The 23,115-nt window shown below is 41.5% G+C and carries 19 protein-coding genes; 4 read left to right on the top strand and 15 right to left on the bottom strand.

Annotated features, from left to right (window positions below):
* Positions 1-3: 3 nt before the first annotated feature.
* The 4 genes from deoA to VXS03_RS10810 form a co-directional block, all read right to left on the bottom strand.
* The gene (deoA, locus tag VXS03_RS10825; protein WP_327763720.1) at positions 4-1,335 is read right to left on the bottom strand and encodes a thymidine phosphorylase; all 1,332 of its coding nucleotides are present in this window, start codon (positions 1,333-1,335) and stop codon (positions 4-6) included.
* 233 nt (positions 1,336-1,568) lie between these two features.
* On the bottom strand, positions 1,569-2,345 hold the full coding sequence (gene deoC, locus VXS03_RS10820) for a deoxyribose-phosphate aldolase (RefSeq protein ID WP_327763719.1): 777 nt from the start codon (positions 2,343-2,345) through the stop codon (positions 1,569-1,571).
* 603 nt (positions 2,346-2,948) lie between these two features.
* Positions 2,949-4,241, bottom strand: a complete 1,293-nt coding sequence (locus VXS03_RS10815; RefSeq protein ID WP_327763718.1) for a NupC/NupG family nucleoside CNT transporter — start codon at positions 4,239-4,241, stop codon at positions 2,949-2,951.
* 218 nt (positions 4,242-4,459) lie between these two features.
* The gene (locus VXS03_RS10810; protein ID WP_327763716.1) at positions 4,460-5,329 is read right to left on the bottom strand and encodes a TatD family hydrolase; all 870 of its coding nucleotides are present in this window, start codon (positions 5,327-5,329) and stop codon (positions 4,460-4,462) included.
* Between the two features lie 95 nt (positions 5,330-5,424).
* Here VXS03_RS10810 and prfC point away from each other — a divergent pair, with 95 nt between their 5' ends.
* Positions 5,425-7,020, top strand: a complete 1,596-nt coding sequence (gene prfC, locus VXS03_RS10805; RefSeq protein WP_442957442.1) for a peptide chain release factor 3 — start codon at positions 5,425-5,427, stop codon at positions 7,018-7,020.
* A gap of 88 nt (positions 7,021-7,108) precedes the next feature.
* Here the strand turns inward: prfC and rimI are convergent, their stop codons facing one another.
* From rimI to ubiT, 5 genes are all read right to left on the bottom strand, one after another.
* On the bottom strand, positions 7,109-7,564 hold the full coding sequence (gene rimI / locus VXS03_RS10800; RefSeq protein ID WP_327763713.1) for a ribosomal protein S18-alanine N-acetyltransferase: 456 nt from the start codon (positions 7,562-7,564) through the stop codon (positions 7,109-7,111).
* Positions 7,554-7,955: a DNA polymerase III subunit psi gene (locus VXS03_RS10795; RefSeq protein WP_327763712.1), complete on the bottom strand. Its 402-nt coding sequence runs from the start codon at positions 7,953-7,955 to the stop codon at positions 7,554-7,556. The genes rimI and VXS03_RS10795 overlap by 11 nt, the downstream gene beginning before the upstream one ends.
* Positions 7,956-8,116: 161 nt before the next feature.
* Complete coding sequence (locus tag VXS03_RS10790) at positions 8,117-9,214, bottom strand: glycerol dehydrogenase (RefSeq protein ID WP_442957441.1); 1,098 nt, start codon at positions 9,212-9,214, stop codon at positions 8,117-8,119.
* Positions 9,215-9,447: 233 nt separating this feature from the next.
* Positions 9,448-9,954, bottom strand: coding sequence for a GNAT family N-acetyltransferase (locus VXS03_RS10785; protein WP_327763711.1), 507 nt, complete (start codon positions 9,952-9,954; stop codon positions 9,448-9,450).
* Entirely contained in the window at positions 9,944-10,465 is a 522-nt protein-coding gene (gene ubiT, locus VXS03_RS10780) for a ubiquinone anaerobic biosynthesis accessory factor UbiT (protein ID WP_327763710.1), read from the bottom strand. Before ubiT ends, VXS03_RS10785 begins: the two co-directional genes overlap by 11 nt.
* A 222-nt stretch (positions 10,466-10,687) precedes the next feature.
* Between ubiT and VXS03_RS10775 the strand changes: the two genes are divergently transcribed.
* From VXS03_RS10775 to VXS03_RS10765, 3 genes are all read left to right on the top strand, one after another.
* Positions 10,688-12,727 (top strand): sensor domain-containing protein, encoded by a 2,040-nt coding sequence (locus tag VXS03_RS10775; protein WP_327763709.1) that lies wholly within the window; start codon positions 10,688-10,690, stop codon positions 12,725-12,727.
* 141 nt (positions 12,728-12,868) lie between these two features.
* The gene (ubiU, locus tag VXS03_RS10770) at positions 12,869-13,876 is read left to right on the top strand and encodes a ubiquinone anaerobic biosynthesis protein UbiU (RefSeq protein WP_327763708.1); all 1,008 of its coding nucleotides are present in this window, start codon (positions 12,869-12,871) and stop codon (positions 13,874-13,876) included.
* Positions 13,877-13,885: 9 nt separating this feature from the next.
* Positions 13,886-14,761 carry a U32 family peptidase gene (locus VXS03_RS10765; RefSeq protein ID WP_327763707.1) on the top strand — a complete coding sequence of 292 codons (876 nt, stop codon included), beginning with the start codon at positions 13,886-13,888 and terminating at the stop codon, positions 14,759-14,761.
* A 167-nt stretch (positions 14,762-14,928) separates the two neighbouring features.
* Here the strand turns inward: VXS03_RS10765 and nlpI are convergent, their stop codons facing one another.
* The 6 genes from nlpI to infB form a co-directional block, all read right to left on the bottom strand.
* Positions 14,929-15,834, bottom strand: coding sequence for a lipoprotein NlpI (nlpI, locus tag VXS03_RS10760; RefSeq protein WP_327763706.1), 906 nt, complete (start codon positions 15,832-15,834; stop codon positions 14,929-14,931).
* 105 nt (positions 15,835-15,939) lie between these two features.
* Positions 15,940-18,063: a polyribonucleotide nucleotidyltransferase gene (gene pnp / locus VXS03_RS10755; RefSeq protein ID WP_442957440.1), complete on the bottom strand. Its 2,124-nt coding sequence runs from the start codon at positions 18,061-18,063 to the stop codon at positions 15,940-15,942.
* Between the two features lie 393 nt (positions 18,064-18,456).
* Entirely contained in the window at positions 18,457-18,726 is a 270-nt protein-coding gene (gene rpsO / locus VXS03_RS10750) for a 30S ribosomal protein S15 (RefSeq protein WP_006646210.1), read from the bottom strand.
* Positions 18,727-18,924: 198 nt separating this feature from the next.
* Positions 18,925-19,872 (bottom strand): tRNA pseudouridine(55) synthase TruB, encoded by a 948-nt coding sequence (gene truB, locus VXS03_RS10745; protein WP_327763704.1) that lies wholly within the window; start codon positions 19,870-19,872, stop codon positions 18,925-18,927.
* 2 nt (positions 19,873-19,874) lie between these two features.
* Positions 19,875-20,276: a 30S ribosome-binding factor RbfA gene (gene rbfA / locus VXS03_RS10740; RefSeq protein WP_080158450.1), complete on the bottom strand. Its 402-nt coding sequence runs from the start codon at positions 20,274-20,276 to the stop codon at positions 19,875-19,877.
* A gap of 98 nt (positions 20,277-20,374) precedes the next feature.
* Positions 20,375-23,107 (bottom strand): translation initiation factor IF-2, encoded by a 2,733-nt coding sequence (infB, locus tag VXS03_RS10735; RefSeq protein ID WP_327763703.1) that lies wholly within the window; start codon positions 23,105-23,107, stop codon positions 20,375-20,377.
* Positions 23,108-23,115: the final 8 nt, after the last annotated feature.

The raw sequence follows: 23,115 nt of genomic DNA, 5'->3' as shown, positions 1-23,115 counted from the left end.
CCGTTATACGTCTTGTTCGCCAATACGACGGTATACTTCAGGGGTTGGCTCTGACTGTGTATCAGCAATGCTGATGTTGGCACGAACCGCTTTAGCTGCTTCTTGCCATTGCGCTTCAGTACGAGCGTGTACCATTGCTAATGGAGTATCTGCATATACTTCATCACCAAGGCGAATCATATTTGATAAACCGACAGCATAATCAATGCTATCGCTAGCAACACGACGACCACCGCCCATACCAACAACAGCCATACCTAGACCACGGGTATCCATCGCAGTTGCAAAACCGGTTGTTTCAGCAAATACAGGTTTAATGATCTCTGCTTTATCAAGATAGTTATCATAATTATCGATAAAATCAGTTGGACCACCAAGGCCTGCAACCATTTTGCCAAAACGTTCTGCTGCTTGACCATTATCTAACACTGTTTGAAGTTTCGCACGTGCTTGCGGTAAATCTGATGCTAGTTTACTGATAACTAACATTTCAGCACACAATGCCATAGTGACTTCATATAAACGTGGGTTACGGTATTCACCCGTTAAAAACTGTACCGCTTCTCGCACTTCAAGTGCATTACCCGCGGTTGATGCTAACACTTGATTCATATCAGTCAACAACGCAGAGGTACAGGTTCCCGCCCCATTGGCAACCGCAACAATAGATTTAGCTAATTCTTCTGATGCTGTATAAGTTGGCATAAATGCACCAGAGCCTACTTTTACATCCATCACTAAGTAATCTAAACCCGCTGCTAATTTCTTAGACAAAATAGATGCTGTGATTAATGAAATATTATCCACTGTTGCCGTTACATCACGGGTCGCATAAACACGCTTATCTGCAGGCGCTAAATCACCAGTTTGACCAATAATAGCTACGCCGGCTTCTTTGGTTACTTTACCGAACACTTCATTGCTTGGCGTAATGTTGTAACCTGGAATTGATTCCAGTTTATCTAGCGTACCACCAGTATGGCCAAGACCACGACCAGAGATCATTGGTACATAACCACCACAGGCCGCTACCATAGCGCCCAGCATTAAAGAGGTCACATCACCCACACCGCCAGTTGAGTGTTTATCCACAATTGGACCATCAAAATTCATGTGACCCCAATCGATCACCATACCAGAGTCACGCATTGCACACGTTAAAGCAACACGCTCATCCATGGTCATATCATTAAAATAAATCGCCATTGCAAAGGCTGCGATTTGACCTTCGGAAACAGTATTTTTGGCTACACCTTGAATGAAAAAATTAATTTCATTGGCAGTTAAAACAATATTGTCGCGTTTTTTACGAATAATTTCTTGAGGTAAGTACATGACGATCCTCTTACTGATATGGATTTCAATGGGGAAAATAAATTATTTAGTTACAAAGCCAAACTATTATTACGATAAATTTTACGTGCAAGAAGTCTGTCAGTGATGACAAAACATCATTGAGAATAGCGCTAAATAAAATAAATAATTACAGCTAATATATAACGATTAGCATCAATAATAAGCGTTGAAAATAATAAGGTGGCATGACACCACCTTATGTTAACTAAAGCTTAGTAACCGCCTTGTGCAGCTTGCTCGCCTTCACCTAATGTGTGAAGTAAGTTAGCAAGTAGGCTCGATGCACCAAAACGGTAATGACGGCTATCAGCCCACTCATCACCAAGAATAGTGTTTGCCATTGCTAAGTATTGTTGAGCATCTTCAGCCGTACGCACACCACCAGCAGGCTTAAAGCCAACGGTTTTAGCTACGCCCATGTCTTTAATTACATTAAGCATGATTTCGGCAAATTCAGGCGTTGCATTTACAGGCACTTTACCTGTTGATGTTTTAATAAAATCAGCACCAGCATTGATACAAATTTCAGATGCTTGCTTAATTAGCGCTTCTGTTTTTAGCTCACCTGTTTCGATGATAACTTTAAGCAATACATTGTCACCACACGCAGCTTTACATTGCTTCACTAGCTCAAAGCCTACTTCTGCATTGCCAGCCATTAACGCACGGTATGGGAATACAACGTCTACTTCGTCGGCACCATAAGCAACAGCGGCTTTTGTTTCAGCGACAGCAATCTCAATGTCATCATTACCGTGTGGAAAGTTAGTTACTGTTGCCACTCGTACATCTGGTGTGCCTTGCTCACGTAGCTGCTTCTTAGCGACTGGAATAAAACGAGGGTAGATACATACTGCAGCAGTGTTACCAACAACTGTTTTTGCGTTCTTACATAGCGTGATCACTTTTTCGTCAGTGTCGTCTTCATTTAATGTTGTAAGATCCATTAATTTTAGTGCACGTAGTGCTGCCGCTTTTAAATCGCTCATGACTCTCTCCAGTCGTAATGTTTGATCGTGGTAGTGTTAATACTACTACCTGAATACTCGATATGAATTCAGCAGTGACCTCATTAATTTCACTGCGGTGCAACAGCATTCATTGCCGTTGTCATCTATGAGCGGACGTTATTCCTTGAAGACCCAGAAGAAAATAAACACCTTCTAGTTGCTATCCTTTTCACCGCGTAAGCTACCCTGTACAAGATTAAGTCACCTTAATCTGTTTAGGCGTTACTTCACTTATAATATCAACTCAACCACGACTCGACCATTAATCTCGTGTTTCCTGTGGTGGATAATATGTTTACTGAAATAAAAAGTGTTCTCGTAACTGATGCAACTTAAACATAAAAAAAGCCGTATTTTGCATAACACCTATTAGTGATGCAAATAACAGCAAAAACCATATCTTTGGCAACTGCGATACTGTTTCTATAAGGGAATAATAACAGAGTGAAAATTAAGAAAGGGGAACGCAATCGATTTTATTACATTAAACCAAACTTAAATTTCATGACTTTTGACTAACGAAAAAAAACGCCACAGCATTAGCCATGGCGTTTCTTATCTGAGGTTAGTCTTTATTTATAACTATGATGCTAGTGTAATAAATAAACCTGCAATTGTTGCTGACATTAGGTTAGATAATGTACCTGCTGCAACAGCCTTCATACCAAAGCGAGCAATTTCAGCACGACGCGTTGGAGCAAGACCACCTAAACCACCCAGTAGAATTGCGACTGAAGATAGGTTAGCGAAACCACACAATGCGAACGAGATAATAGCTTTAGTCTTATCAGACATTTCAGCACCAGTTTGTGCTACTAACATGCCGCCATCTGCCACATCTTTTAGGTAAGGGGCAAAGTTTAGGTAAGCAACGAATTCGTTAACAACAATCTTCTGACCGATGAATGAACCAGCAACTTGAGCTTCACCCCATGGCACACCAATAAGGAATGCAAGTGGTGAGAATACGTAACCTAGAATCAGTTCTAGTGTTAGTTCAGGCATACCGAACCAACCACCGATACCACCAAGCATACCGTTAATTAGTGCAATTAGACCGATGAATGCAAGTAACATTGCGCCTACGTTTAGCGCTAGTTGCATACCAGATGATGCACCAGCTGCTGCTGCATCAATAATGTTCGCTGGTTTTTCTTCGCTTTCATCTTCATCGTTACCCGCAATCTGCTCAATAGGTTGCTCAGTTTCAGGCTTAATGATTTTAGCAAATAGTAGACCACCAGGTGCAGCCATAAATGAAGCGGCAATCAAGTACTCTAGAGGAACACCCATTTGTGCGTAGCCTGCAAGTACACCACCAGCCACTGACGCCAAACCACCACACATTACCGCAAACAGCTCAGACTGAGTCATCTTAGGAACGAACGGACGAATAACCAATGGTGCTTCCGTTTGACCCACAAAAATATTAGCTGTTGCAGACATTGATTCCGCATGAGAAGTGCCAAGAACTTTACGTAAACCGCCACCAAGAATATTGATAACAATCTGCATTGCGCCGATGTAGTACAACACACTGATAAGTGCAGAGAAGAAAACGATAACAGGCAGTACGCGTAATGCGAAAACAAAGCCACCGCCGCCAAATAATTCAAACATCTTGTTTGATGTTAAGCCACCAAATAAGAAGTTAATACCGTCGTTACCATAGCCAATAACGTTAGCGACTGCTTGAGACATGCCATACAGCACGTCACGACCTACAGGTACATAGAGTACAAATGCACCCAATAAAAATTGGATAGCAAACGCGCCACCAACAGTACGTAAATTGATTGCTTTACGGTTATCAGATAGAAGTACGGCAAGTAATAGCAGTACCACCATTCCAACTAGGCTCATTAGCAGGCTCATGATTTATGGAATCCTATAGTTAAGTTTTGGCGTATTGACAGTTAGGCTCTTTTATAGAGTCGGCGCATTATACTCATGGAGTTCCTGATGATGTAATGCAAAGATCACAGTTTATGAGGAAATTTGATGTACCATAATCAGCTATTGTGACTCGCATCACATAACACTTATTTAACCAGCCCCTCATTCAACGCAATCGTTTGGCTTTGGCAGCAAAATCACACCTTTATTTGAAATAATTCAGTACTTGTTAAGGTTGTTGCTTGTGCTATTTGTGCATAAGTCTCCCCGCGAATATCCGCTAACGTTGTAACAATTTCGACTAAACGCTCAGGTCTATTAGCTTGACCTTGATACCCTGACACGGGCATATCTGGAGCATCGGTCTCTAATAACAACGTAGATAACGGTAGTTTCGCTATAGTAGCGCGGGTTTTTTGAGCTCGACTATAAGTAATGGTGCCACCCACACCGATTTTGATACCGAGATCAACAAGCTGAGTTGCCTGCTGGTAACTACCACTAAAACCATGATAAACACCTCCCATTTTAGGGGGCTGCTGACGTAATAGTGTAACCAATTCAGGAAAGGCTTTACGACAATGTAAAATCACCGGTAAATGATGTTCATTGGCTAATTGAAGTTGTGCTTGTAGCCACTGTAATTGTTGGTCTCGATTAACGTTCGCCACAGCAAAATCTAACCCACATTCTCCCACCGCCACACACAGGTCATCATTCTTGGCGTTAGTGAGCAAACGTGCTAATTCATCCACCACATCTACTGCATGTTGATGGCTAAAAAAAGGGTGAATACCTAATCCATAATATAGGCCAGAGAATTGCTGACATAAGGTTGCAACTGTGTGCCAATTACTGCTACCGACCGTTGGAATAACCAACGCTTTCACTCCCGCTTGCTGCGCTTGTGTCCATGCTTGAGCGGGATCGGCTGCAAATGGCGCAAAGTCAAAATGACAATGGCTATCTATCACAACCGGTTGTTTGGTGGTTACTGCCATAATTTGAGTCTCTATATTAAGAAGGTGATGCATATTATGCCGTGAATTAACCATCAAACGGGTCATTATTTACCTTTGTGAGTAATTCTCGCTGCGGCTAGATTGAGTATAAGGATAAAATCAGCGACAATAGTGAATAACGCACTCCATTCAAAAAGAACATGCTAATGTCGCAAACACTGTTTCAAGGCGAAGTATCGAAACGTCGTACTTTCGCTATTATCTCCCACCCCGATGCGGGTAAAACCACCATTACTGAAAAAGTATTGTTGTTCGGAAACGCGATCCAAAAAGCGGGCACCGTAAAAGGTCGTGGCTCTAACCAGCATGCAAAATCTGACTGGATGGAGATGGAAAAAGAACGTGGTATCTCAGTAACCACTTCTGTAATGCAGTTTCCTTACAACGCTTGTTTGGTTAACTTACTTGATACTCCCGGACACGAAGACTTCTCAGAAGATACTTACCGTACCCTAACAGCCGTTGACTCATGTCTAATGGTTATCGATGCCGCTAAAGGTGTCGAAGATCGTACCCGTAAGCTAATGGAAGTAACGCGCCTACGTGATACACCTATTGTTACCTTCATGAACAAATTGGATCGTGAAACACGTGATCCAATGGAATTACTGGATGAAGTTGAAGTTGAATTAGGTATGGCATGTGCGCCAATTTCATGGCCAATCGGTTGTGGTAAAGAGTTCAAAGGTGTTTACCATATTCACCGTGATGAAACGATTCTTTACAGCACAGGTCAAGGCCACACTATTCAAGAACAACGTATCATCAAAGGGCTAGAAAACCCTGAGTTGGACGTTGCTATTGGTAGCGATCTTGCGGCTAACCTACGTGAAGAACTAGAATTAGTCATTGGCGCATCAAATGAATTTGATCGTGAACTCTTTTTAGCGGGTGAACTAACACCGGTATTCTTTGGTACTGCACTGGGTAACTTTGGTGTTGACCATATGCTTGACGGCTTAACTGAATGGGCTCCTGCACCATTACCTCGCCAAGCTAATACCCGTGAAGTTGAAGCAACGGAAGAGAAATTCACAGGCTTTGTGTTTAAAATCCAAGCAAACATGGATCCAAAACACCGTGACCGTATTGCTTTTATGCGTATTGTATCAGGCACTTACGAGCAGGGCATGAAGATGAACCATGTTCGTACCGGTAAAAACGTCAGTATTTCTGATGCCGTAACCTTTATGGCTGGTGACCGTTCACGCGCAGAAACAGCTTATGCTGGTGATATTATTGGGTTACACAACCACGGTACGATTCAGATTGGTGATACCTTTACTCAAGGTGAAGAACTGAAGTTTGCTGGTATTCCAAACTTTGCTCCTGAACTTTTCCGTCGTATTCGTCTAAAAGATCCACTAAAGCAAAAGCAATTGCTAAAAGGCTTAGTACAACTTTCAGAAGAAGGTGCTGTACAGGTATTCCGTCCGCTACAAAACAACGATCTTATCGTTGGTGCGGTTGGTGTACTTCAGTTTGATGTGGTTGTGGCACGTCTTAAAGCTGAATACAACGTTGAAGCGATTTATGAAGGCGTTAACGTAGCAACTGCACGTTGGGTTGAATGTGATGACGCGAAGAAACTTGAAGAATTCAAGCGTAAGAACCAAACGCACCTAGCACTCGATGGCGGTGATAACTTATCTTACATCGCACCAACCATGGTTAATCTTAACCTTGCCAAAGAGCGTTTCCCTGAAGGTGATTTCCGCGCCACTCGCGAACACTAATCCCCTAGGTTACTAATACCCAAAAGGCCGTATTCATCTGGATACGGCCTTTTTATTGGTCTTTATTTATAGGTACTTTATAAGTAAATCAGCCAAAAGGCATAAACATATACGCCATGATCAACGCATCTTCACGACCATCAACCGCTGGATAATAACCAACACGACGATTAGTTTCATTAAATCCGGTTGCTTCATAAAGCTTGTATGCACCCGTATTGCTCTCACGTACTTCAAGCCAAATCTCTTCCGCTTGTTTTGCTTCTAATGCATCAATAAAACCATTAAGTAATAACTTACCGTAGCCTTTACGTTGCTGAGCTGGATCTATGGCAATATTCAATAACGTACCTTCACCTGCAACTAATTGGCCAAAGCAATAACCGACCACCTGCTCATCAACCATTAACACATAGTTAGCTGCAATACGATTTGGCTCTTTACGAATCATTGATTCAGCCCAAGGAAAAGTGTTGGCCGCTTGTTCAATACGCCAAACATCATCAGTATGGTGTGCTTCTAATGGAATAATTTTATGAGTCATAACTACAAATCTGTTGCCATAATGCTTTCTTAGATGAAGGATCATTATGCATAAGTTTTAGTGAGGCCGAATTCAGAACCTGACAACCCGTCGGGTATGTTCCTTGGCAACCTGCAAACCAACACCACGTTAAATGATGCTCTGCGATTTGATCAAGTGCCGATAACGGCAAGGATAATGCTTGCTCTGGCGTCAATTTCATACTTGATAAAATGCGTCCAAATAACCAAGCATCATGCTCATTCAATTCCTCAGCCGAAATAAAAAGCAGCTTACACTCAGCGGGCAGATTGATCACAGGTAACACTTGGTTAGGAAAAAGCTCAGGCTTTCGCACTTGCCAATAAGTGATCCCCATTTCCTGTAACACCTGAATATCGCGTTGCTTCATACCCTACCTGCTATGGAATATAAATGGAGGCTGATCCTAGCAAATCCGCACAGCTTTGTACTCATAAACTATCATCTTCTGTCTTCAACCGCTTAAAAACAACAATGCCGACATGATGTCGGCATTGGTTATTATTTTTTAGCTATTATCAATATGACATTTTAGTCATGGTAACGTTGTGCTAATGCATCTGCGGCAACCATTGCTTGGTAAACGCGATCAGCATTGACTTTAACGGCCATATTACACATGGTGTCACCTTCAGCGCAGGCAATCTCAGCCACTTGACGCCATTCAGCTTCCACCATTTCTTCAATACCAAAATCAGCTAAAGTTAATGGTAAACCAGCTGTTTTCATTACATAAATAACATTTTCAATTTCTTCAGCGTCTGCTTTTTCAAGTACTAATTGAGTCAGCAAACCAAACGCTACTTTTTCACCATGCTGAATATGGTGTAATTGTGGTAATGAAGACATACCGTTACTAACAGCGTGCGCTGCCGCTAAACCACCTGATTCAGCACCAATACCACTTAGGTAAATCGTTGCTTCAACCATTTCTTCTAATGCTGGAGTTACCACATGACGACGCGCTGCATCCATTGCCATTTCTACGTTTTCAACGATCAACTCATAGCACATAAGTGCCATACCAAGACCGGTACGTGATACACGTTTTTGTACTAGGTTTAAACCGTCAGCGTAACAACATGCACGTGCTTCAAAGAAGGTTGCTAATGCATCACCAATACCAGCAGCAAAGAACTTCGTTGGCGCAGCAGCAATAATACCCGTATCAGCAATAACAGCATCTGGGTTTTGAGGTAGGAACAAGTAACGGTCAAATTCACCATCATCTTTATATACAACAGATAATGCAGTACAAGGTGCATCTGTTGAAGCAATGGTTGGGAAAATGATAACGGGAATGTGAGCAAAATGCGCAACCGCTTTAGCGACATCCATTGTTTTACCACCACCAATACCCACGACTACATTTGCGCCTAGGTGTTTTACGATCTCATGGATACGACCAATTTCAGTATCAGTACATTCATATTGAAATTGTTCTGCATGAGCGCTAATGCCTGCTTGTTGTAGCGCAGGTAATGCTTCTTGTTGTACTTTATTAAGAATAAATTCATCACAAATCAATACAGCATTATTACCAAAATCTTTAATAAAACCGCCTAATTGTGGCAATAGGTTTTGACCAATAATGAATTTTTTTGGTGAGGTAATACTACGAGGGATCATGAATGTTATTCCTTAATAATTGTTTATTAGCAATAAAATACCACCACCAAATATTAAGCTAAATGACAAATAAAGAGTTCTTACTTCTCAATATTAACCCTATTGCACTGCAATATGAATAACTTATTAATGGATACTAAAAAGCCATGTTCTTCCTCGCAGCAGTGAAGCAACGGCTGCATTAAAAGTAGAATCATGGCTTGTTAATTACTGTAATAAAATCAGTACATCACTTATGCTAAGGCGTTAAACTCTTCACAGTACTCCACTACCCCTTGATATTGTTGCACACTACCAGGAGTAATTTCTAATACCATAAAGGCCTCTTCTGTACTCGGCCAGCGACAAGTTAGTCCATGCTGTAAAGCAGCTTCATAACCCGCGCGATGGTAATAATTAGGATCACCTAGTACCACTACAGCTGGATAATCAAAATCAGCTAATGTCGCTTGCGCTTCTGCTAATAATGCTAAACCAACCCCTTGATTACGATGGTCTTGATGGATAGATAAAGGTGCAAGCCCTTGCCAATTTGTCTCTTGTCCAGCCACAGTTACAGGACTAAAAAAAGCATGGCCAATCACTTCCCCCTCATCGGTACAAGCAACAAGTGATAATGTTCGACAACCATTCTCACGCAAGCGCATCACTAAATTAGCTTCAGCGTCGGTATCAAAAACTGATTTTAATAATGCATCGATCAATAAAATATCAGCGGGTGCTTCAGATCTAATGAGCATGTGTAACCTCTTTATCAATCACGTTAGTCTGCATTCCCTGATGTATAAAATCAGCTGATTGCTGTAACACAAATTTCACGGCAGAAGGTAAAGAATCAAGATCAATACTGTCCATTAGGTTCTTTACTTCCAAGCCCAATTCAGTATCCCCTTCAATACGAAGGCGACGTTGGAAAAACAGTGTATCTGGATCTTCTTTACGTGCGGCAATTAACACTAAGTCATTACACTCACCGCTAAAGCTCACATCATGATGTTCACAGTGCTCAGCGACAACTAATGTCTCATTTTGATAACTAATGAACCATTGTAACGCTAAATCTCGCACTTCAACTTTTAACCAGCGATCCTCAAGAAATTCAAAATCACCATCGGCCAATGCTTCTTTGAAAACCATCGCAAGACTATCTAACATGATCTTTTTTTGAAGCGAGAAAGGCGTCAATTTCGCAGGGACACGCAATAATGCTGGACCATGTTGAACTAATTGTTTTCTAAGTTGAGCAATCACTATCTGTATTCCCGTTTAAAGTCGAACGCTAAAAATGAATTGTATGGCAATCTTAACCATTTGTTTTATGCCTTGAGTCAAAAAAAAGCAATTGCCTATCTAAAACAAGTCATTATTTTGTTAATACGCATTATATTAACGCTCACTAACATTTACACTAGTTATCAATTAATCACACTTTATTATTAACATTAAAATCATATAACTAAGGATTAAACACTGATGCAGATAGAGCAACTCGACTATTGGTTTCCACTTTTAACAAATAATAGTCCTTTCCTGTTTGCGATCATTGACGACCAACATCGCTATCATAGGGTGAATAATCGTTATAGTGATATCAGTGGTAAATCACAACATCAATTGATCGGCAGTACTGACTCTGACATTCTTGGCCATTACTACTACCAATGTTTAAAGCCATATTATGAGCGCGCATTTAAAGGTGAAGTCATTGAGGCCGAAGTGACAATTAATGATACGTCACACCATACCTGTTTACATATCAGTCTGGCTCCTTTGGTCAATGCTTCTGGTAACATTAGTCATATTATTTCGCATTCTATTGATACCTCAGAACGTCATATTTTAATCAATTCCTTACAAGAATCTGAGCATCAGTTAATCCAACTTCAAAATTTAATGACTGATGGTATCTGCATTGTAGAAAAAAATATCATCAAAAATGCCAATCAACACGCGGTAGATCTATTAGGCATGGCCTCTAAGCCCGCCTTACTTGGACAGCAGCTTGAGCATTTATTATTAGACAGTAATAATCAACCTTGCCACAGCAAAACATTCACTCAAGCATTCCATACTGACAATCAGCATTATTATTCCATTAATAATATTGAGCGTGCGCCATTAACTATCGCAACGATGCCAATAACCATTCTTGGTGAGTCGGCGTTATTAATTAAACTGGCTCCTGCAGCCAGTGCCAATGACCAACAATACAGAATAGAACAACTGACTCAACTTGATTCATTAACCGGGTTATATAATCGTTATGGTTTTAGTCGCCAACTTGATCGACTAATGAAAGCCAATACCCCTTTGTTTATGCTCTATATCGACATTGATAACTTTAAAAATATTAATGATTCATTGGGCCATCATATTGGAGACAAAGTCTTACAAGAAATAGCACAACGATTGCAACAATTGTTACCTAAAGATGCCGTTATTGGTCATTTAAGTGGTGATGAATTTGCGGTCATATTAACTAACCCCGAACATGAAAACAGTGGTGAAATGATCGCTGAACAGATTATCACCCTCGTTAACTTACCGTTTGATCTTCGCTATTTCAGTAAGCACCTTTCTTGTTCAATCGGCATGGTCAAATCACCCGGTAATGGTCATGACGCGCGAATGATGCTGCAAAATGCCGATACTGCCATGTATGAAGCGAAAAATCGTGGTCGCAATCGACTCGTTATTTTTAGTGAAGCGATGAGCAAAGAAGCAAGAATGCGCTTATGGCTTGAGATAGAACTTCAAAAAGCATTGCAAAATAACGGCTTAGAAGTATGGTACCAACCAAAAGTGAACGCTAAAAACTTTGAAATTGACGGCGCAGAAGCATTGGTACGCTGGAAACATCCGGTTGAAGGTTATATAAGCCCAGCACAATTTATTCCCATTGCTGAACGTTCAGGATTGATCGAACAACTTGGTCGCGTTGTTATGCGAGAAGTCTTTACCACTGTTAACCTATGGAAAAAACAACAATTATTAAAAGGTCGCGTTGCGATTAACTTATCATCACAACAGTTTGAAAACCCAAATCTCATTAGTTTTGTTGATAAACTACGCCAATCAACAGGGATCAATGCTGATGATTTTACTTTTGAGCTCACAGAAAGCACCGTCATGAGTGATGGCGAGCATACTATTCAAATGCTTAACGCTATCAAACAACAAGGGTTTGCATTATCTATTGATGACTTTGGTACTGGCTACTCATCGCTCTCTTACTTAGCACGCTTTCCACTTGATGAACTTAAAATTGATCGCGCTTTTATTAAAGATATCGACACTATTCCTAAACAAATAATCTTAATTGAAAATATCATTAATCTCGGCAAATCACTCAATATGAGTGTTGTCGCTGAAGGCATTGAAACTCATCAACAAGCAACCTTACTTTCAAACCTTAATTGTGATTATATTCAAGGATTTCATTTCCATCGTCCAATGCCAAAACAAGAATTAGAAAGCTTATTATTAAAAGAAAAAATTTATCTCAACGGTTGATATAAATCTAAAAACACTATTATTTAGTAACAATTTTATTGTTTAATATCAACAAAACCTGCCTCGCATCAAGATTCTAATTCCTAAACACTTCTACTATGAAGCTATCGTTTTTACGCAAAGATTGGATAATTAAATAACATGGAGCTTCTTTGCCCTGCTGGTAATCTTCCGGCACTAAAAACCGCCATTGATAATGGTGCGGATGCTGTTTATATCGGTTTTAAAGACGATACTAACGCCCGCCACTTTGCTGGTTTAAACTTCACCGAGCGCAAACTAGAAAAAGCGGTGCAGTATGTTAAAGATCATGATCGTAAATTACATATTGCTTTAAACACCTTTGCTCACCCTGATGGCTTTAGTCGTTGGGCAAAAGCCGTTGATAATGCGGCAGCAATGGGTGTTGATGCACTGATTGTGGCTGACATTGGCGTACTTGAATACGCAGCAACGACTTACCCAGACTTGGAATTGCACCTCTCTGTTCAAGCATCAGCGACCAATACCGCTGCAATTGATTACTATAAGCAAAATTTTAATATTAAACGCGTAGTCTTACCGCGAGTATTGTCTATGCATCAGGTTAAGCAATTAGCCCGTAATACCGACATGCAATTAGAAGTATTTGCGTTTGGTAGCTTATGCATCATGTCAGAAGGACGCTGTTATTTATCTTCATATATGACAGGTGAATCGCCAAATACTGTTGGGGCTTGTTCACCCGCAAAGTATGTACGCTGGCAAGAAACACCCCAAGGATTAGAGTCGCGCTTAAATGAAATCTTAATTGATCGCTATGCTCAAGGTGAAAATGCAGGCTATCCAACCCTATGCAAAGGCCGTTTCGATATTAATATCGATGGTGAACAAAAGCGTTATCATGCGCTTGAAGAACCAACCAGCCTTAACACGCTTGATATTTTGCCTGAGTTATTTAAAGCCAATATCGCCTCAGTCAAAATTGAAGGTCGTCAACGTAGTCCTGCTTATGTTGAACAAGTAACACGCACTTGGCGCGCGGCGATTGATCACTATTTAGCTAATCCTGAAGGCTACAGTGTTAATCCAGCATGGAATGCATGTTTAGGTAATCTGTCAGAAGGCAAACAAACAACATTAGGTGCATACCACCGTAAATGGCAATAAGGGATCATTATGAAATATTCACTTGGGCCATTACTCTATTTTTGGCCTCAGCATGATGTTGAAACCTTCTATCAACAAGCTAAGCATAGCAACGTTGATATTATTTATTTAGGGGAAACAGTATGCTCTAAGCGTCGCGCACTTAAAGCGGCACAATGGATTGATATTGCAAAAGATCTTGCCACCAATGGTAAGCAAGTCGTGCTATCAACCATGGCATTGCTAGAAGCCCCTAGCGAAGTTAACGTCATGAAAAAATATATCGATAATGGCGACTTTATTGTAGAAGCTAACGATGTATCTGCTATTCAGTTAGCTTCACAAAACAAAGTTCCGTTTGTGGTTGGACCCGCCGTTAATTGCTATAACGCCCAAACGCTACAACTGTTTGTTAAACAAGGCATGACTCGCTGGTGTATGCCAGTTGAACTGTCTCGAGATTGGTTGAGTAACACGCTAATCGAATGTGAAAAACTAGGGATTCGCCAACAATTTGAAACTGAAGTTTTTAGTTATGGCTATCTTCCATTAGCTTATTCTGCCCGTTGCTTTACAGCTCGCGCTGAAAATAAAGCCAAAGATGACTGCGAAACGTGTTGTATTAAGTACCCGCAAGGGATCACAGTTAATAGCCAAGAAGATCAAAAAATCTTTACTCTTAATGGTATTCAAACCCAATCAGGTTATTGCTATAACTTAATTAATGATTTGAAAGGCATGAAAGACATGGTTGATGTGGTTCGTTTAAGCCCGATGGGACTAGATACCCTCACCCTCGTTGATGATTTTCGAGCTAATGAGCAAGGGGCAGTTCGCCACTCGCTTGCGGATGGGCATCAATGTAATGGCTATTGGCATAATCTTGCAGGATTGAATATTCGTTAGAGGTTCAAGGTTCAAGGTTCAAGGTTCAAGGTTCAAGGTTCAAGGTTCAAGGTTCAAGGTTCAAGGTTCAAGGTTCAAGGTTCAAGGTTCAAGGTTCAAGGTTCAAGGTTCAAGGTTCAATAGAATAAAAAATAGCCGCTAATCATAGCGGCTATTTTTGTAGAAAATCATTTCACTGATGGGCTTGCCAAAGAAGAAGATGCCGCATTTTGTTCTGCTGTAAAAATACGATTTAACTCTAATAATGAAAATCGATGTTCAACAAATTCGTATACATTTCCGGCCAAAGCAAGTTTATATAGCATCACCGCAGTTGGATAATCTTGTTTATTTTGATAAGTCTGCGCTAAATAGAAATACCCTTCCGTCAAACGCATTGCTAATTGTTCATTATCTTTACTCAATTCAGCAATCTCAGTTAAAAATTGTTCTTCACTGATTTCACCAAGATACATGCGAACAATCTGCCAGCCCCAGTCTTTTTTGTCACTGACAGCATAACGCTGTTGAAGTAAGGTTTTAGCTTGCTCTGGCGTATATTTCAAATCATTAATATATAGCCAGATCACACGGTAAGGATCATTAATATTCTGCTGATAATGAGGCAGTAAATCTTCATTCGCAAGTGCATAACGTTCACCATAATACAGAGCAATACCTCGATTTCGGTGAGCATAAGGGTGCTCTGGCGCTAAATCCAAGGTTGAATCAAACGATTCATAAGCCGAATCAAACATGCCCATTTGAGTGAAAAGTACACCTGCTACATTAAATAAATCCGGTTGGTTTGGATTAATGGTCAGTGACTTATTAAAATCAAGTCGAGCTAAATCACGCAAACCTAAACTGTCATGCAGCAAACCACGATCGTAATAAATAGTTGCTAATGTTGTTGGCGGAATATTGGGTTGTTGTAATATTTTCTCAATCCTCGCTAACTGAATCTGTTGTTGAAAATTAGCTTGATAAGGGATCGCCATCGGAGGCTGAGTCCATTGGGTTGGCGCTGTAGAGCACCCACTTATTACCAGTACAGTAGCAATTACAGCATATCGAATATGACGTATTATCAACTCAGTTCTCCCTGTTACATCAATGACGATCCGGCGTCTATGACAATATTTAGATCAAAAAAAGGGGCTATTAAGCCCCTTTATATCATGATATTAGCAAAACGCTTAGCCTTGTGGCTGTTCGTCTTGTGCAGGAGCAGCCGCTGGCGCTTCTACTGCTTCTTTCATGCTTAGACGGATACGGCCTTGACGGTCGATTTCAAGTACTTTAACTTGAACTTCTTGACCCATCTGAAGGTAATCAGACACTTTCTCTACACGATCTTGTGAGATTTGAGAGATGTGAACTAGACCTTCTTTAGTACCGATAACTGATACAAACGCACCGAAATCAACGATACGCATTACTTTACCAGTGTAAACACGGCCAACTTCAACATCAGCAGTGATTTCTTCGATACGACGGATTGCTTCTTGTGCAGCAGTACCTTCAGTCGCAGCGATCTTCACTGTACCATCATCTTCGATTTCGATTGTAGTACCAGTTTCTTCAGTAAGTGCACGGATAACTGCACCACCTTTACCGATAACATCTTTGATCTTCTCAGGGTTGATCTTCATCATGTGAATGCGAGGAGCAAACTGAGAGATCTCTTCACGAGGAGAGTTAATTGCATTATCCATTACGCTAAGGATGTGCTTACGCGCGCCTTTAGCTTGGTTAAGTGCAATTTCCATGATCTCTTTAGTGATACCTTCAATCTTGATATCCATCTGAAGTGCTGTGATACCGTCATCAGTACCCGCTACTTTAAAGTCCATGTCACCTAGGTGATCTTCATCACCAAGAATGTCAGAAAGAACAACGAAATCGTCGCCTTCTTTCACAAGACCCATTGCGATACCCGCAACAGATGATTTGATTGGCACACCAGCATCCATAAGTGCTAGTGAAGTACCACATACAGAAGCCATTGAAGATGAACCGTTAGATTCAGTGATTTCTGATACTACACGTACAGTGTATGGGAATTCGTCAACAGATGGCATTACCGCAGCAATACCACGCTTCGCCAACTTACCGTGACCAATTTCACGACGCTTAGGCGAACCAACGAAACCAGTTTCACCTACACAGTATGGAGGGAAGTTGTAGTGAAGAAGGAAGTGATCTTTCTTCTCACCCATGATGCTATCAATGATTTGAGCATCACGTTGTGTACCAAGCGTTGCCGTAACAAGTGCTTGTGTTTCACCACGAGTAAACAGTGAAGAACCGTGAGTACGTGGAAGTACACCAGTACGTACGTCTAGCGCACGAACCATGTCTTTTTCACGACCATCGATACGTGGAAGACCCGCAATGATGCGGCCACGTACAACTGTCTTCTCTAGATCGTGGAAGATAGTGTGGATTTCTTTTGCGTTTGCATCAACATCTTCAGCAAGAATCGCGTCGTTTACTTCAGCAGCAATCTCATGGATGCGATCGTAACGAGCCATTTTTTCAGTGATTTGGTAAGCTTCAACCAGCTTAGTTTCAGCTAACTCAGCGATCTTAGTTTTAAGTGCTGTGTTTTCAGCAGGCGCAGTCCAATCCCAAGCAGGAGTTGCAACTTCAGCTGCAAACTCGTTGATTGCATTGATAACAACTTGCTGTTGGTCATGACCAAATACAACAGCTTGTAGCATTTGCTCTTCAGATAGACGGTCAGCTTCTGATTCAACCATCAGCACAGCGTCTTTAGTACCGGCAACAACAAGATCAAGACGGCTTGCTTCTAGCTCTTCATTGCTTGGGTTAAGAACGAATTGATCGTTAATGTAACCAACACGTGCAGCACCGATAGGACCATTGAATGGAATACCAGAAATAGCAAGAGCTGCAGAAGTACCAATCATTGTAACCATATCAGGGTTAACAGCAGGGTTTACAGAAACCACTGTCGCAATAACTTGAACTTCGTTTTTGAAATCATCAGGGAATAGCGGACGGATTGGACGGTCGATTAGACGTGCAGTCAGTGTTTCGCCTTCAGAAGGACGGCCTTCACGCTTGAAGAAACCACCAGGAATTTTACCTGCAGCGTATGTACGCTCTTGGTAGTTTACTGTTAGCGGGAAGAAGTCTTGGCCTTCTACTGCTGTTTTCTTACCAACAACAGAAACGAACACTGAAGTGTCGTCCATGCTAACCATTACTGCAGCAGTCGCTTGACGTGCTATAACACCAGTCTCTAGAGTAACCGTGTGGTTACCGTACTGGAAAGTCTTTACGATAGGATTCACGTGAATTTCCTTAAATATATTCCGCTTTCTATTTGCAGGCTAATTATAACCAACACAAACATAAGCGTCATGTAATGATGTCCACTTTTGTAATGATTTACGTATCGCGACTAATGAAAGTTCTCATAATCAAGAAAAACTTTTATTAGCCGCGACCTAAAGGTCGAGGAAAACGACTCGCAAAGTCATAACAAGTGGAAATATGCAGTTATTTACTCGACACCCATCATATCTCTGCGTAAGCATTCATACAACAAACTTGAGCTTAACTCCGGTACAGATAGTAGACGAAATTACGAAAGATGACAGGGGGACGTATCAATAATAGCGGTATCTATAATAAAAAGAGCAGATAAAAAGAAAGGAGCCTAGGGCTCCTTTCTTAAAGCAATCTTAGCGACGTAGGCCTAGACGCTTGATCAAGTCTTGGTAACGATCTAGGTTTTTACCTTTTAGGTAATCTAGAAGCTTACGACGACGAGAAACCATGCGTAATAAACCGCGACGGCTGTGGTGGTCATGTTTGTGGTTAGCAAAGTGACCTTGAAGGTGGTTGATTTGCGCTGTTAAAAGTGCAACCTGAACTTCAGGAGAACCAGTATCATTTTCACATTGTGCGTAATCTGCAACGATTGCTGCTTTAGTTTCTGCATTCAGAGACATAACTCATTCCTAATACAAGATGTTTTAATTTGTGCCGCCAATCTCTGATTCAGCCGACACCCAAGCCGCGGATTATACTGATCAGCGGAACTAACTACAAGCGAATAATTAACCAGTTTTATTTTTAATCTCAAGTCACTCATGCACAATAATCATAATGATTTAAGGTTCATAATTACTTGCGATCGACTGGTACCATTATTGTTCTTGTTCGTTTGCCATTACTCGCTTTGGTGCCAACATGCCTTTTGCATCAATGGTACCAACACCAATAAATTCTGCAGTATTCCCCACGGTAATACGCACTAAAGTGCCTTCAGCGGGAACAACCTCGGCAGCCACAGGATTACCATGTAGTACATGCACCGCAGCTTCAGCTGTAATGTTTACTTCTGGTAAATCTTGCACCGCAGTATCAGTTGGCAATAATAATTCGTCTAATACTGTGCCGGGTTCAATTTCGTCCGCTTTAGCTTGGTCAAGCATCGCTTGTAGTTGCTCAATCGTTACCATACGCTCATAAGGAAAGTTAGATACGCCAGTACGACGTAAGTAAGTCACATGAGCGCCACAACCTAGCATTTCACCAAGATCATCAACAATAGTACGAATGTATGTGCCTTTTGACACATGCAGTTCCATTTCAACTTCGTTGTTATCAAATCGCAGTAACTCAACTGAATACACGGTAATCTTACGCGATTCACGAGGAATAGAAATTCCTTCACGCGCGTATTCATATAATTTACGGCCTTGATATTTTAATGCTGAGTACATGGATGGAATTTGATCAGTCGTGCCACGAAAGCTATCAATACAGGCTTCAAGTTGATCACGTTCAACATTAACAGCGCGGGTTTCAACCACTTCACCGTCAGAATCAGACGTATCTGTACGCTCGCCTAATTTAGCAACCACACGATAACGCTTATCTGAATCTAATAAAAATTGTGAAAACTTGGTCGCTTCACCAAAACAAAGCGGTAACATGCCCGTCGCTAAAGGATCAAGCGCACCAGTATGGCCCGCTTTTTGTGCAAAAAAGATACGTTTCACTTTTTGCAGGGTATCGTTAGAACTAATGCCTGTTGGTTTATCAACCAAGATCACACCGTTAATTGGACGACCTTTACGACGACGTGCCATGTTTACTCCTCGCCTTTTTCTGCTTCGTCTTCATCACCACGACGATCTTCATCATCACGTACCGCTTTAGATACTAGGTTTGAAATACGCATACCTTCAGTTAACGACTGATCGAAAATGAAGTTAAGTTCAGGTGTCACACGTAGGCGAATCTCTTTACCTAGTAGTGAACGGATGTAAGGTGCCATTTCACGCAATGCTTCTAAACTACCTTCAGCAGTTTGCTCACCAATTGGGAAAAATGTTACATAAATTTTGGCGTAGTTCATATCACGCGATACATCAACACTTGAAATAGTAGTCATTGCAATCGCAGGATCTTTGATCTCACGCTGTAAAATTACAGCCAATTCTTTTTGTAGCTGTTGCGCTACACGTTGGGTACGGCTAAATTCTTTTGCCATTTTCTTGCTCTCTCTAAGAATAATGCTCTTGAAAGAATGGGGAGCCGAAGCTCCCCATTATCATTATCATGTTGAAAAACAACTATCTACACTGATTATTAATCAAGTGTACGTTGGATTTCAATAATTTCGAATACTTCGATCTGGTCACCAACGCGAACGTCGTTGTAGTTCTTAACGCCGATACCACACTCGTAACCGTTCTTAACTTCAGGCACGTCATCTTTAAAGCGACGTAGTGACTCAAGCTCACCTTCGTAGATAACTACGTTTTCACGTAGAACACGAATAGGGTTGTTACGCTTGATAGTACCTTCAGTAACCATACAACCAGCGATTGCGCCGATCTTAGGTGACTTAAATACGTCACGTACTTCAGCAAGACCAATGATCTCTTGCTTGAACTCAGGAGCCAACATACCGCCCATCGCCGCTTTAACTTCGTCGATTAGTTGGTAGATGATTGAGTAGTAACGTAAGTCTAGGTTTTCATTTTCGATTGTTTGACGCGCAGACGCATCAGCACGAACGTTGAAACCAAGTACGATAGCGTTAGAAGCTGCTGCAAGTACTGCATCAGTTTCAGTGATTGCACCAACACCTGAACCTACAATGTTAACTTTAACTTCATCAGTTGAAAGTTTACGTAGTGAGTCAGCAATTGCTTCAACAGAACCTTGAACGTCAGCTTTAAGCACAACGTTTAGCTCAGCAACTTCACCAGCTTCCATGTTAGCAAACATGTTTTCTAGTTTAGATTTTTGTTGACGTGCTAGTTTAACATCACGGAATTTACCTTGACGGTAAAGTGCAACTTCACGAGCTTTACGCTCATCACGTACAACTGTCGCTTCATCACCTGATGATGGAACACCAGAAAGACCAAGGATCTCAACAGGAATCGATGGACCTGCTGATTCAATTTCTTGACCTTGTTCGTTGCGCATTGCACGAATACGACCATGCATTAGACCACAAAGAACGATATCGCCTTTACGCAATGTACCTTCTTGAACAAGTACAGTTGCTACAGGACCACGACCTTTATCAAGACGTGATTCGATAACTACGCCAGATGCCATGCCTTCTTCAACTGCTGTTAGCTCAAGAATTTCTGACTGAAGTAGAATAGCTTCTAGTAGACCATCGATGTTAGTACCTTGTTTCGCAGAGATGTGAACAAACATGTTCTCACCGCCCCACTCTTCAGGCATAACGTCGTATTGAGCTAACTCATTCTTCACGTTGTCTGGGTTTGCATCTTCTTTATCGATCTTGTTTACCGCAACGATCAAAGGTACACCAGCCGCTTTTGCGTGCTGAATTGCTTCGATTGTTTGTGGCATTACGCCATCGTCTGCTGCAACTACAAGTACAACGATATCTGTCGCTTGAGCACCACGAGCACGCATAGCAGTAAACGCTGCGTGTCCAGGAGTATCAAGGAACGTAATCATGCCGTTTTCAGTTTCAACATGGTAAGCACCGATGTGCTGTGTGATACCACCAGCTTCGCCTGAAGCAACGTGTGCTTTACGAATGTAGTCAAGTGTCGATGTTTTACCGTGGTCAACGTGACCCATGATAGTAACAACAGGTGCACGAGAAACTTTTAATAAGTCTTCTGCATTACGGTCAGAAAGCACTGCTTCTTCAAGCTCGTTTTCTTTACGTAGAATAACTTTGTGACCCATTTCTTCAGCAACAAGTGATGCAGTTTCTTGGTCGATGATTTGGTTGATAGTCGCCATAGCGCCCATCTTCATCATTACCTTGATAACTTCAACGCCTTTAACAGACATTTTGTTCGCTAGCTCAGCAACGGTAATCGTTTCACCGATAACAACATCTTGCTTAGCAACTTGTGCTGTTTTATCAAAACCATGCTGCATTGAAGCTGGTTTGTTCATTTGAGGCTTACCGCGACCACGTTGGTTACGACCGCCACGGCCACCACGTTCGTCTTGCTTAGCCGCTGGTTTTTTCTTTTTACGACGGCGAGAAGTTTCTTCTTTGCGGTCTTGTTCGTCTTCTGCAGCACGAGCATATGTTGATGTCGTTGTATGGTAATCAGATTTTTCCATACTTACTGCTTGCTCAGGTTTTATCCCGTTTTTCTCGTTCTGTTCTGCCATTTTGCGAGCCTCTTCTAGCTGACGCTGACTTTCTTCTTCGGCTTTTCGCTTGGCTTCCTCTTCCAGACGACGCTGTAGTACTTCAGCGTCTAACTTAGCCTGTTTGTCAGCGACGATGCGCTTAGCTTTTTCTTCAGCTTTGCGCTTATCCTGTTCGGTACGATTCGCTTTATCCTCAGCGGCACGCTTCAATTTCTGTTCTGCTTCACGCTTAGCAATTTCATCTGCCTTACGCTGCTCTTCAGCTTGACGTACTGCAGCTTCCTCTGCGTTACGTTTCGCTGCTTCTTCTGCGGCTTGGTGAGCAATCATATCAGCTTCACGTTGCGCTTCAGCTTCTGCTTCGCGCTTAACAGCATCTTCTGCTGCACGTTGTTCATCCTCAAGTGCTGAACGTTTCACGTAGGTGCGCTTTTTGCGCACTTCTACTTGAACATTTTTGCTCTTACCACCGTTGCCAGAGACACTTAATGTACTACGTGTCTTGCGCTGCAGAGTCAGACGAGTTGGAGCGCCGTCAGTATTGCCGTCACTACCATGCTCCTTTTGGAGATGGTTAAGTAACGCCTGTTTTTCGGTTTGGCTTACATTTTCATCAACATTCTTAGCAATCCCGGCATCTGAAAGCTGTTGAAGTAAACGGTCAATTGGCGTACCAATTTCTTCCGCCAATGTTTTAACTGTAACCTCTGACATAATGCTCC

Origin of the sequence: Photobacterium sp. S4TG1 (assembly GCF_036040035.1) — a bacterium.
GTDB lineage: Bacteria > Pseudomonadota > Gammaproteobacteria > Enterobacterales > Vibrionaceae > Photobacterium.
Note: the sequence above shows the minus strand (reverse complement) of the source record. Positions and strands in the feature narration are given on the sequence as shown.

Excerpts from the sequence above, each read along its gene's own strand:
- deoA (WP_327763720.1), bottom strand. The coding sequence starts at position 1,335 with ATGTACTTACCTCAAGAAATTATTCGTAAAAAACGCGACAATATTGTT.
- deoC (WP_327763719.1), bottom strand. The coding sequence starts at position 2,345 with ATGAGCGATTTAAAAGCGGCAGCACTACGTGCACTAAAATTAATGGAT.
- VXS03_RS10815 (WP_327763718.1), bottom strand. The coding sequence starts at position 4,241 with ATGAGCCTGCTAATGAGCCTAGTTGGAATGGTGGTACTGCTATTACTT.
- VXS03_RS10810 (WP_327763716.1), bottom strand. The coding sequence starts at position 5,329 with ATGACCCGTTTGATGGTTAATTCACGGCATAATATGCATCACCTTCTT.
- prfC (WP_442957442.1), top strand. The coding sequence starts at position 5,425 with ATGCTAATGTCGCAAACACTGTTTCAAGGCGAAGTATCGAAACGTCGT.
- rimI (WP_327763713.1), bottom strand. The coding sequence starts at position 7,564 with ATGACTCATAAAATTATTCCATTAGAAGCACACCATACTGATGATGTT.
- VXS03_RS10795 (WP_327763712.1), bottom strand. The coding sequence starts at position 7,955 with ATGAAGCAACGCGATATTCAGGTGTTACAGGAAATGGGGATCACTTAT.
- VXS03_RS10790 (WP_442957441.1), bottom strand. The coding sequence starts at position 9,214 with ATGATCCCTCGTAGTATTACCTCACCAAAAAAATTCATTATTGGTCAA.
- VXS03_RS10785 (WP_327763711.1), bottom strand. The coding sequence starts at position 9,954 with ATGCTCATTAGATCTGAAGCACCCGCTGATATTTTATTGATCGATGCA.
- VXS03_RS10775 (WP_327763709.1), top strand. The coding sequence starts at position 10,688 with ATGCAGATAGAGCAACTCGACTATTGGTTTCCACTTTTAACAAATAAT.
- ubiU (WP_327763708.1), top strand. The coding sequence starts at position 12,869 with ATGGAGCTTCTTTGCCCTGCTGGTAATCTTCCGGCACTAAAAACCGCC.
- VXS03_RS10765 (WP_327763707.1), top strand. The coding sequence starts at position 13,886 with ATGAAATATTCACTTGGGCCATTACTCTATTTTTGGCCTCAGCATGAT.
- rpsO (WP_006646210.1), bottom strand. The coding sequence starts at position 18,726 with ATGTCTCTGAATGCAGAAACTAAAGCAGCAATCGTTGCAGATTACGCA.
- truB (WP_327763704.1), bottom strand. The coding sequence starts at position 19,872 with ATGGCACGTCGTCGTAAAGGTCGTCCAATTAACGGTGTGATCTTGGTT.
- rbfA (WP_080158450.1), bottom strand. The coding sequence starts at position 20,276 with ATGGCAAAAGAATTTAGCCGTACCCAACGTGTAGCGCAACAGCTACAA.
- infB (WP_327763703.1), bottom strand. The coding sequence starts at position 23,107 with ATGTCAGAGGTTACAGTTAAAACATTGGCGGAAGAAATTGGTACGCCA.